This window comes from Modestobacter sp. KNN46-3, from assembly GCF_011039295.1.
The window spans coordinates 1-8,107 of record NZ_JAAKGN010000185.1; the positions used below are offsets into that span (position 1 = coordinate 1).

Below are 8,107 nucleotides of genomic sequence, written 5' to 3' on the forward strand. Positions count from 1 at the left end.
GCCCACTAGATCGCCGATCTGCTCGCGGGAGAGGTGCTCGTCGTCTGCGAGGGCGAGGAACGCGGCCCGGCGCTCTGCGGCGACCCTGCTCGCGAATGTGGTCACGGCCCGCCGCTTGCCGGTGTGGTCCACGAACGCGATCGAGGTGGCGGCTGGATTGATCAGCCCGTTGAGGAACTGGAGCATCTTCGCGTTCGCGCCAGGCATGTCCTGCCGAGCGCTCTTCAAGACCTCGGCGAGCGCCGCGATGATCGCCTCGGCCGCTTGGGTCTGCTCCTCGGTCGAGAACGTCAGCACCGGCGTGGGCTTCGGCTCGCTGCTCTTCCCCTGGGTCACCGGGTCCTCCTCATGTCGGTATCTGCTTGCACTACCGGTATCGACATGTCCGCTGCTGACCTGAACACAGACTGTGTTCATCCATTCGGCCGCGCTCTGCACCTGATCGCCGCATCCGCGATGCTCAGCCCCGTCCCACCCGCACGCGCCGCCGCAGGACGGGACGACCGAGCCTGCTGTTGCGCGACAAGGCCCGGCGGACCTTCAGTCAGCAGCGCCGGGATGCCGGTAGTCGCGGCCCCGGCCGCGGCGCAGGAAGCCCCCGGATGGGGGTTGGGGGCGAGCAGTGTCCCCGGTTCGGGGTGCTTGCGGCTCAGCCGGGCACCTACGGTTGCCCGGCGCCCTCCCGTCTTCGGCAGGGGCCTGGTCTCCTGAAGGCTTCCCAGCCCGCGCGTAGGCGCGCTGGCCGCCACTCGCAGCGGTGCAGTACGGCGGCACGCCGGTACACCAGCACGGCATCCAGCAGCCCGGACGGCCTTCTGGATGCACACCGGCCGGTCCTGGGCGCCGTGCATCCAGAAGGCCAGCGACAGCCAGCGGTGGTTGTCTGGCTGTCTACATCTGTGGACGTGGCTGCGGTCCCTCCGGGTCTGCGGCGGCCATGGCTGCATCGCTTCGCTCGCAGCATGAGCCGCGTCCATCCCTCCGGGACCTTGCGCAGCAGGGATCGCTCCGCAACCCTCTCCTCCGCTTCGCTCCGTAGAGGGCGTGCTGTGCTCGCCCACACCTCGGCTGAGGCAGAGGACCGAGACCCCAGGTGACCAGACGAGGGGGACCGGAGTGGGTCGGGACCAGGGGCGGTACCGGATAGCCGCGCAATGCGCCGGTCGCCGAGCAGGTCGGGTGCGGTTTTTCCCGGCTTCGCCGGGGCGGGGGAAGAGCGAAGAGCAGACGCGATCCGCGCAGCGGGTTGCGCCTGTAAGGCCCCGAGCGGAGCGAGGGACAAGAACCCTGAGCGCAGCGAAGGGGGTAGTGGACTCCCGTCGATGGTCGGCGAGGTGACCCTCCCTGCGGTGTGCCCGTGGACCGGGGTACCCGGGGGATCGGTGTCCCGGTCTCCCTCCCTGGCCGAGTGCCGCGTGCACCGGGACCCCGCGAGAAGGGGACCGGGAAGCCCGGGTCACCTCCCTCCTCCCAGTCTGCTGACACGAGGGAGCACCGGAACCCCGATCTCGACTCTGACCCACCCGCCGCAGTACCCGCAGGGGGACCCGCTGGCCGGGATCCCGGTCCCTCCCTGGCCGAGCACGCCCTCCCCGCAGCGAAGCAAGGGGACGGGTTGCGCCCCAGTCCCTCCGAGCACGCCCTCCCCGCAGCGAAGCAAGGGGACGGGTTGCGGACTCACCCACGACAGCGACCCACCGGGTGGAGCGCACGTGGACCGAAGACGTCAGCCGACCAGCGAGCGCAGCGACCGGAGTCCCTGAGGTGGCTCGTGGCGGGCTGTCTCATCGGGAGGCTCGGCTGGCCGCTGACCTGCACGTTTATGCAGTTCCATGCATCATCATCGCCGTTGGTCAGAGACAACGGCGAAACAAGTACCCCGACCAAGGTCAAGACTGAGGGGTGGGCGATCCGACGCATCAGGGGCAACCGTTATCCCTAAGCGCCGAGGAGTCTTGATGAGCATCAACCCCCACCACGCCGAGTCCGTCTTCGACGTCCCCGAAGAGGTCGACCTCTTCCCCTCCCTACCCCTAGCGCGCACCGCGGCCGAGGAGGCACCCTTCCTTCTCCCTGCATCGGCACATCCCGTCGATGAGGGGCAGGCCGCTAGCCGGGGTCCCTCCCCGGCGAGAAAGCGGTCCCGCCGCCGGGTGGGGGAGCGCAGGGTCATCCCGCAGGGGAGGGATTACGCCCTGGTCCTGCTACTGGCCAGATGCAGATACCTGACTGCCCCGCAGGTGATGCGAGCCGTGTGGCCGAGGGAGGCGATGCCACCGAGGCAGAGCGTTCATAACCTCCTCGGCCGCCTCCAGCAAGCGGGCCTGGTCGAGAAGTGCACCCCGCTGGACACCCGCTGGCCGGTCTACCAACTGACCAGCGCGGGTCACGAGGTCGCGAGCAAGGTCGACCCGAGCCTCATGCTCCAGCGCATCGCCCACCCCGCAGCGGCCACGCTGGAGCACACCCTCGCGGTCAACACGATGGTGATCTTGTGGGAGACCGGCCGCGGCTGGCTTCCTGAGGGCTTCGAGGTCGGCCGAGTGATCACCGAGCGCGTGATCACCGCTCAGGACAAGCAACCGCCGCGGCGGCCGGAGCAGTTCCAGCGCCGCCAGCAGCCGCAGGTCTTCATGGCGCCAGGTGGTGCTGTCCAGGACGCCGATGAGCCGACCTACGGCTACCTGACCATCGACGGCCGCCGCGGCTTCCCTGACGCCCTCCTGCTGCCCGCAGGCGCCCAGGGCGTGCAAGGGGCGATCGCGGTCGAGTACCAGCGGACCCACAAGGAGGTGCGCGACTTCGCGTCGGTGCTCCTCGGCTACCGCCGGACTGCTGAGCGGACCGGCAAGTACGCCGCGGTGCTCTACGTCAGCCCCGACCAGAGCACGCTGAACAACGTCATCGCAGCAGCAGTCGAGGTCGGCGCCGAGCACCTGCTCATCACCCAACTCGCTCCTCGCCCGCTCTGGAAGGAGTGGCCAGCGCGGACGACCCCGCTCCAGCCGAAGCGTCCCCGCGAGAAGTCGGAGTACGAGCGGTGGCAGCGGCTCATCCCATCAGCGGACCGGCACCTGGTCCCGGAGTACATCCGCGCAGGATGGACCCCGGAGGCCGCGGCCGAGCACCTCGCCTCGCAGGCGTCCTAGCCACTGGTCCGGACGGTTCCAGGCCCCGCCCCAGACATCGGGGGGCGGGGCCTGGTCGTTGATGAGGTCAGTCCCCGCTCCAAGAGTCGGCGGTGAGTGTCAGGGTGCTACTTGCCCGCTGCAACGCATCGTCGATGTCCTTGGTCATGCTGCCGGGCTTCCGCGCCAGGCTGGCGGCCAACTCGATCTGATCGACCGCGTAGCGAACACCCTGGCGGCCGTCGAGGTTGAGGGACCTCTCCACGCGGTCCAGGTCGATGACGTAGCCCTTGCTGCTTGGGCTGGTAGTGATCACCGCCCCATCGAGGGCATCCGCGGCGGCGCGCAACTCCCGCTCCATCTGCTGGCCGGTCACGCCCTGCCGAGCCAGGATGGTCACCTGCTCGATGCGGCGGACAGCCTCGTGCACGGCCCGCACGCGCTCGGGAGGCAGGCCCTCCTCTACCCCTGTGAGGTCTAGGTAGGTGCCGGTGTATCTGGGGTCTTCGTCGCTCATGCGCGCACCGTAAGTGTCCAGCCGGGCTGATGTTGGCGTAGCGCGTGCGCCCGCTCGGTGGACCTGCTGACCCGCAGGACTGGAAGGTCGAGGCCCCGCCTCCCGACGTCGGGAGGCGGGGCCTGATGGGGATGTGGGTCAGGTGCGGATGGGGGTCAGCGGACCGACGGCCGGAACAGCGCCGTCTCGCTCTGCGTGCGCATGCGCGCCTCGGTGAGCCTGGAGACCGCCTCGGCGACCGTCAGGGTCTGACCGACTGGCTCGCTGGCCAGGAGCATCAGGAGCCGGTGCAGGCGCCGTAGCGCTCGGATCTCGTCGCTGGGGCTGGTTCCGGTCCACCAGGTCAGCCAGTCGACCGGAACCGCGAGCGCGGTGCAGGCGGTCCGGTAGTGCGTCCGCCAGGCGAACACGTCGGTACCGAGTTCGGTCAGGTCCTTGGTGGACAGGTAGAGCGCCTCACGGACCTGGGGGTCTGTTAGCGGAACGCCCGGCGATGGTGCCGGGACGATCAGGGCGCTGAGGAAGGGCTGCTGCTGGGGTGTGTGTGTAGTTGTCACGGGAGACAGGGGTGCCGGTGCGCCGGGCGGCTGCAATCAACCCGGTCCTCGGTGCTGGTCCGGCACCGCGACTGGCACCCGGTGGTTCTGCTCATGGAACCGGCCGCAGACGCGCGATGGTCCGAAACCGGACCCATTTGGTCGTAGTTCCGGACCATCGAGAGCGGACCAGGCGTGCTTCCGTCAGCCGACGCTGACGAGCGGTTGCGAGCCTTGGGCCTCCAGCGCCCGGAGCAGGTTCCGGCCCGTCTTCTCCGACTTGCCGAGGCGAGCGCCGAGGTCCACGGCCCGGATGCCCGGCTCGCTGGCGACGATCTCTCGGGCCGCGCTGAGGAGCGCCTCGCTGACCTTGGGGCGTGCCGGTCCAGGGGATGTGGGCTGTGCGGCGGTGACGTTCGGCTCGACGACCTCAGCAACCCTGAGGGAAGTCCGGGTGGACTCCGGTGCCCGACGCGGCACCGGGGCGCTCACCGCCGCCTGGGTGGTCCGGGCGGCGCGCTCCTCAGCGCGACGCTGCCGTTCCTCCTCGCGCTCAGCAGCCAGCCGAGCAGCCTCGGCTACCTCGGCCGCCCGGACGATTTCGTGCTGCCGGTGTGAGATCAGCAGGTGCCACACCAGCGCGAAGCCCACAGGGGGCAGGGCGGCGACGAACCAGCCGACCGGCGTCTGCTGCCCATGCATGACGTTGCCCAGGAGGCTGAAGGTCGTGAAGCCCAGCACCAGGAGCCACGGGTAGGTGCCCCGCTGGCCGCGCAGGGTGGCGTACAGCGTCGCCAGGCTGGCTGCGGCGATCGTCCCGTCGAGGATGAGCGGGAACATCCAGGCGAGCGTTGCCGGGACCCCCTGGGCCATGGCCAGCAGGCGGAGCGCGTCGTAGGAGAGCACCGCAGCGCAGGACGCGATGAGGACGCTTGCCAGGATCATCAGGCGGCCGATCCGAGCGATCGTCTGCTCGGACGCGATCGGGTGGGCGATGGTGGTGGTGCTCATGCTTGGTCCGTCGAGTCAGCGGTGGCGTCTACGTCGGTCGTGGTGGTGGGTCGGCCGACCGGTCCACCTTCGGGTGCCCGGCGCACCGCCGCGCTCGCGTTCGCTTCCTGCCGGGAGCGGCCGATGCTCGGGGCGAGAATCTGGTCGACCCGGGGCGGGGTGAGACCGAGGTGACCGGCCAGGTCCGAGCGCTTCAGGCCGCCGCGCTGGAGCGCCTCTAGGGCACGGAGCCGGAAGTCACTCCAGGTCCCCATAACGGTGGAGCCGACCTTGGATCCGGCCACGTGCTGCTGTACGTACTCCTGGGCGACGATCGCGCGCTCCGCGTCGTCCTTGGCGAGGCTCATCAGGCGCTCCTGGAGCGTGGAGAGTTCACCGCGGACCTCGCGGCGCAGTTCGCTCTTGCGTTCGCGGGTGACGTGCTCGTAGGTCTCCACGGCCGGGCGGGGCTTGCGGGGCATCTCCACTACTCCTTCCAAAGGGTCCCTTTTGTCATCGGCCCAGGCGCGAGCCGCCTTGAGCCTCGATCACCCGAAAGATTCGCGATCTTCCTCAGCCTGAGTGTAAAGGGTCCCTTTGTCAATCCTGTCACCCATAGGGACAGCACCAGCGGCCATCGTCTCGTCGCTGCGCTCCTCGACCCTCCCCGTGTCCTCGCGCGCAGCGCCACGGGCCGAGGAGAACCCCTCCACCGCTCCGACGGGTTTCTGACGCTCAGACCGTGGTGTCCCCGTCGGCATGCTGCTGCGAAGGAAGCGGAGCACCCGGGTACGCCGGATGCCCACGCAACCGCCGCCACCACCGCACTCGCGCGGGGAGAACATGCTCGGCCAGCGCTTCGTTGATCCAGGTCCGCTCCTGCTGAATCTCACCGAGCACCCTCACGCGCCTCGCTTCGAGGCGCCCCAGAGCCGCAGCAATCGCCGCAGGCTGGCGGGTGTTGGTCGCCTCGGCCGACAGCGCCCGGTCCTGGTCATAGGCGACGAGGACCTCCTGAAGGCCCTCGTGCGCGTAGACGTACCGCGTCGACAGGACCTCCCGCCAGGCCGCATCTGCTGCCTCGACCCGCTCATGAGGAACAGGGGAACGCTTCCCGGCCACGGCGTCCGCGCACTGCCCGTAGACCACGAAGATCGTGTCGATCGCTCGACACACGTCCGCGGCGAACCGGGTGCGCTCCTCGATCCGCCCGGTCAGCCACTCCCGCTGCCACCCCAGTTGCTCGCGCTGCCTGCTCAGGTACGCCCCGATGAGGGTTCCCAGCAGTACGCCTACGACGCCGATCGTCGGGCCTAGGACCCAGCCCAGACCGGTTACGCCCGTGGTGACTGTCCCGTTCATGCAGAGATCGTCACGGAGATGTCGCTGGTCAGCAGCGCGCCCACTCCCGCAGCCACCCGCTGGGCAGATTTCTGCGCTGAGGAGGCGACGTTAGGCATGTGCTCTGTCCATGCTCCTCATCAGACGGCCGCCCGGCCGTCCCAGGGTCGAGGGGAGGGCAGGTGCCGCAACTCCGCACGCGCCCCGCAACTCCTCGCCCATGCTGGCGAGCAGGCCGCGAACCGGTTGTAGGGAAGAGGAAGGCCGAACGCGAGGAGGGCAGATCGAGCAGTTCGTGCAGAACGCGCAGACATCCCTCTCACACCTGGTGCACGCACCGCGTCAGCACGCATCCTCCGTGCTGACGCAGCACCGCAGACAGTCCAGAAAGGCGAGACGGCCGCCCGCGGCAACGGGCGACCGTCTCGGGATCCCCAGCAGGCAGCAGTCCCCGTCAAGGCACCACAACAACTAGGAGAACCCCGCCGTGACCATAGAACCGGGCCGTCACGCCCACCAGGGACCGCCTCACGCTCTCCCGACGACGAGGTGGGCAGTCATCGCCTACGCGCTGACCGTGCTCATCGGCATCCTCGCGCTCCTGATCACCCGGCAGCCCAGTGCAGTCGGGGATGTCATCAGCCCTCTCCTCATGCCCCTGGGCTGGCTGCTGGGCCACTCGATGACAGGCGACTCGCCCGCTCGCGGCCTGTGAACGCAGAGGACCCCGCTCCCTGGGGCTGAGTCAGGAAGCGGGGTCCTCGTTGTCGCGGGTCAGTCCTGAGTGCTCAGGGCCTCCCCATCGACTGCCTGCGTGGCCTCGTACTCACGCCACGCATGGGTGTTCTCGGCCCACTCGGTGAGCGCCTTGAACACCCCGGGCTTGTCGATCGGGGGGAGCAGGCGCACCGGCAGCGCGACCTCCTCCTCACCCACCGAGCCGTCAGGCTGCTCGGTGGGCACCATCCGGGTGAGCGCCCGGTAGCCGGTCAGGAACCGGGCCTGGCCCCGGTGGATGCCACCAGCGACCTCAGCACGGTCCAGGACACGCGCCTCGTGTTGGCTCATGCCCGAGGACTGTGTGGCCGCGGGGATGGCCCCGATGCCGCCCTGTGCGGCGCGTAGCGCCAAGCCGACGCCGCCCTGAGCCGATCCCTCACCGACGTTCCCCAGCCAGATCGCGCCCTTGCGGGTGCTGTTCTCAACCTGCTCGTGCAGCCGCGTTGACCCGGAGTCGGGGAAGATGACCTTCTCGCCGAACCCGGAGAGCAGTGAGGACCCATAGACGGGGTTTTCGGTGACCTGCTCATCAGTCTGGGTGCAGGCCAGTACGTGCACCCCGAAGGCGCGATCGTTGGATACGAAGCCGGACAGCCCGGGGACCGGAGCCGCCGCCAGTTCGTCGAGTGCCAGGAGCATCTCGGCGTCCTCATCGCTGTAGGTCCGGCGCCGGGCCTCGATGATCTGGCTCATCATCAGCGCGACCAGCGGACCCACCGCCTTGGCCTCAGACCCAGCCGTGGTGACCACGTAGACGGTGCCCCAGCCCCAGTGGGTCCGCAGCCAGGACTGCGGGTCGAAGTCGGCGTCGTCGG

At 69.4% G+C, this 8,107-nt stretch carries 8 protein-coding genes; 1 reads left to right on the forward strand and 7 read right to left on the reverse strand.

What is annotated here, in order from left to right; all coding sequences use genetic code 11:
• A partial coding sequence (locus G5C62_RS23675; RefSeq protein WP_164702932.1) for a hypothetical protein occupies positions 1–336 on the reverse strand: 336 nt, incomplete at its 3' end.
• 1,934 nt (positions 337–2,270) lie between these two features.
• Between G5C62_RS23675 and G5C62_RS23680 the strand changes: the two genes are divergently transcribed.
• Positions 2,271–3,149, forward strand: coding sequence for a hypothetical protein (locus tag G5C62_RS23680; RefSeq protein WP_164702933.1), 879 nt, complete (start codon positions 2,271–2,273; stop codon positions 3,147–3,149).
• Positions 3,150–3,216: 67 nt separating this feature from the next.
• On the opposite strand, the gene G5C62_RS23685 is transcribed toward G5C62_RS23680, so the two are convergent.
• From G5C62_RS23685 to G5C62_RS23710, 6 genes are all read right to left on the reverse strand, one after another.
• Entirely contained in the window at positions 3,217–3,645 is a 429-nt protein-coding gene (locus tag G5C62_RS23685; RefSeq protein WP_164702934.1) for a hypothetical protein, read from the reverse strand.
• 155 nt (positions 3,646–3,800) lie between these two features.
• The gene (locus G5C62_RS23690; protein ID WP_164702935.1) at positions 3,801–4,238 is read right to left on the reverse strand and encodes a hypothetical protein; all 438 of its coding nucleotides are present in this window, start codon (positions 4,236–4,238) and stop codon (positions 3,801–3,803) included.
• A 147-nt stretch (positions 4,239–4,385) separates the two neighbouring features.
• Entirely contained in the window at positions 4,386–5,192 is an 807-nt protein-coding gene (locus G5C62_RS23695; protein WP_164702936.1) for a DUF2637 domain-containing protein, read from the reverse strand.
• Positions 5,189–5,659: a hypothetical protein gene (locus G5C62_RS23700; RefSeq protein ID WP_164702937.1), complete on the reverse strand. Its 471-nt coding sequence runs from the start codon at positions 5,657–5,659 to the stop codon at positions 5,189–5,191. The genes G5C62_RS23695 and G5C62_RS23700 overlap by 4 nt, the downstream gene beginning before the upstream one ends.
• A gap of 247 nt (positions 5,660–5,906) precedes the next feature.
• A complete protein-coding gene (locus G5C62_RS23705; RefSeq protein WP_164702938.1) occupies positions 5,907–6,533 on the reverse strand; it encodes a hypothetical protein in 627 nt (208 codons plus the stop codon).
• Between the two features lie 753 nt (positions 6,534–7,286).
• Positions 7,287–8,107, reverse strand: an 821-nt coding sequence (locus G5C62_RS23710) for a type IV secretion system DNA-binding domain-containing protein (protein ID WP_164702939.1), incomplete at its 5' end; no start/stop codon positions are given.

Bases quoted from the DNA above. Each gene is read 5' to 3' on its own strand.
- G5C62_RS23680 (WP_164702933.1), top strand. From the start codon at position 2,271: ATGCCACCGAGGCAGAGCGTTCATAACCTCCTCGGCCGCCTCCAGCAA.
- G5C62_RS23685 (WP_164702934.1), bottom strand. From the start codon at position 3,645: ATGAGCGACGAAGACCCCAGATACACCGGCACCTACCTAGACCTCACA.
- G5C62_RS23695 (WP_164702936.1), bottom strand. From the start codon at position 5,192: ATGAGCACCACCACCATCGCCCACCCGATCGCGTCCGAGCAGACGATC.
- G5C62_RS23705 (WP_164702938.1), bottom strand. From the start codon at position 6,533: ATGAACGGGACAGTCACCACGGGCGTAACCGGTCTGGGCTGGGTCCTA.